3 protein-coding genes are annotated in these 1961 nt (G+C 55.5%); 1 reads left to right on the top strand and 2 read right to left on the bottom strand.

The genetic code is table 11. The features are described 5' to 3' along the window. Positions 1-234 (top strand): amidohydrolase family protein (locus Q0362_RS02785; protein WP_298119533.1); only part of this gene is annotated, 234 nt, incomplete at its 5' end. A gap of 67 nt (positions 235-301) precedes the next feature. Here the strand turns inward: Q0362_RS02785 and Q0362_RS02780 are convergent. Next, on the bottom strand, positions 302-1012 hold the full coding sequence (locus tag Q0362_RS02780; RefSeq protein WP_298119530.1) for an alpha/beta hydrolase: 711 nt from the start codon (positions 1010-1012) through the stop codon (positions 302-304). Beyond that, on the bottom strand, positions 1009-1863 hold the full coding sequence (locus Q0362_RS02775; protein ID WP_298119528.1) for a class III extradiol dioxygenase subunit beta: 855 nt from the start codon (positions 1861-1863) through the stop codon (positions 1009-1011). Before Q0362_RS02775 ends, Q0362_RS02780 begins: the two co-directional genes overlap by 4 nt. Between the last annotated feature and the right edge of the window lie 98 nt (positions 1864-1961).

The raw sequence follows: 1961 nt of genomic DNA, 5'->3' as shown, positions 1-1961 counted from the left end.
ACTCACAAGGCCAACACCTGGATAGACCTTTCTGGATGGTCACCCAAGTACTTCCCCGAGGCTCTCGTTCGTCAGGCAAACTCGTTGCTCCGCAACAAGGTTCTCTTCGGATCTGACTACCCTCTGCTCACCCCAGATCGCTGGATGAGTGACTTTGAGAATGCCGCATTCAAGGACGAGGTTCGCCCCTTGATTATGCGTGAGAACGCTTTGCGTTTGCTGGGCCTTAACTAAAGTTCATTTACAGTTCGAAGCCCCCATCCTGCTGGTCTGGGGGCTTCGAAGTTAGTATCGCTAATTCTTAGTGCTTAGCGTCAATCTCGAGGAGCATCTCGAGGAGTTCCTTGGGTGCAGTAACCATAGCCTCATGGCAGGTGGCCAGTTCATAGGTTGGCCAACCCTTGGCCGCCGCACGCTCAGCAAAACGAGTAAATACACGCATCCAGTCCACGCACTCGATGTATACGCCGGCAACGGATTCTGACGCCTCGGTAAGAACAATGTTTTCCCAGTAGGTGCCAAAGGGTTGCGGAGTTAGACGTGGGGTGAGCCAGTCAATATCTGCTTGGTCTGTCACGCCGAGTTTTTCTAGTGAACGTGGAGGAATCATCCAGCCAAAGCCAGGGCCTTTGACTGCTTCGCGGTAGTGAGAGGCAGGAACCTCAGGAAGGATGTCAATCGCGGCTTCGCCGTTTTCAGGCAGGAAGCCATCGAGGTGCACGCGCAGGCGCAAACGTTCAGGGCGCTGTTCTGCAACGCCGCTGATGACCATTCCGGCATAACTGTGGCCGACGAGCACCACATCGGTGAGGTCTTCAGCATCGAGCATGCGCACGATGTCCTCCACGTGGGTGCTGAGGTTCACAGAAGGTGAAATGAGGTGGGCGCGGTCGCTGAGTCCAGTGAGGGACGGGGTGAAGACGGTGTGACCGGCGGCTCGCAACTGGGGAGCTACGCGACCCCAGCACCAGCCGCCGTGCCAGGCACCGTGAACGAGGACGAATGTGGTCATGAGGGGCTCTCCGTGTTCTCAAACAATGCAAGGGCTGCTGCGGTGTTGGATGCAGGGACGTGGTACGTCTCGGCGATACGTTCGATTTCAGTTTTCATGGCCCCACGCATGACGAGCCACATAATCAATTCGATGCCTTCAGAACCGGCCTCGCGAATGTATTCCTCACGCGTGATGCGAGTCAGTGCCTCGGGATCGGTTTGAATCTTTTCGAGGAACATGTGGTCAAAGTTTTCATTAATCAACCCTGCTCGTTCGCCCGAGAGCTGATGTGACATTCCTCCGGTACCAAAGATTGCCACCTTGATGTTCTCCGTGTAAGAGGCGATCGCTCGGCCAATGGCTTGGCCCAGTGAATAGCACCGTTTGGCGGTGGGCTGGGGGTATTGCAGAACGTTCACGAGTATCGGAATAACAGGGCAGGGCCAGGCACTGCCTGGTTCTGGCGTGTAGACGGAGAGGGGAACGGTGAGGCCGTGATCCACTTGGAGTTGGTTAGCCACCGTGATATCGAACTCTTCATCGACCAAAGACTCCACTATGTGGGTTGCGAGTTCGGGGTGTCCCAGCACTGGAGGGACAGGGCGTGGCCCCCAGCCCTCGTCTGCAACGGGAAAATGTGATGCCGTGCCAATGGCAAAGGTAGGCATCAAGTCGAGATCGATGGCGTTGGCGTGGTCGTTATATACAACCAAGACCACGTCAGGTGTGTGCTCGGCCATCCAGTCTCGAGCGGGTTGATAGCCGTCAAAGAGGGGGCTCCAGTAGTCGTCATGGGTCTTGTCATTATCCATGGCGGCACCGATGGAGGGAACATGGCTGGTAGCTAGGCCCCAGATAATCTCAGCCAAAGTGACGACCTCCTGCTTTGAGTTCAGCAATGAACTCTTCTGTGCTCATGCCTGTGAAAATACCGCCTAAATACTGGACTGATTTTTTATCCAACTGG

The sequence above is a fragment of the uncultured Aurantimicrobium sp. genome (assembly GCF_936931525.1).
Taxonomy (GTDB): Bacteria; Actinomycetota; Actinomycetes; order Actinomycetales; family Microbacteriaceae; genus Aurantimicrobium.
Note: the sequence above shows the minus strand (reverse complement) of the source record. Positions and strands in the feature narration are given on the sequence as shown.

What these genes read in the sequence shown, in the direction of transcription:
- Q0362_RS02780 (WP_298119530.1), bottom strand. Translation starts at nt 1,012, where the DNA reads ATGACCACATTCGTCCTCGTTCACGGTGCCTGGCACGGCGGCTGGTGC.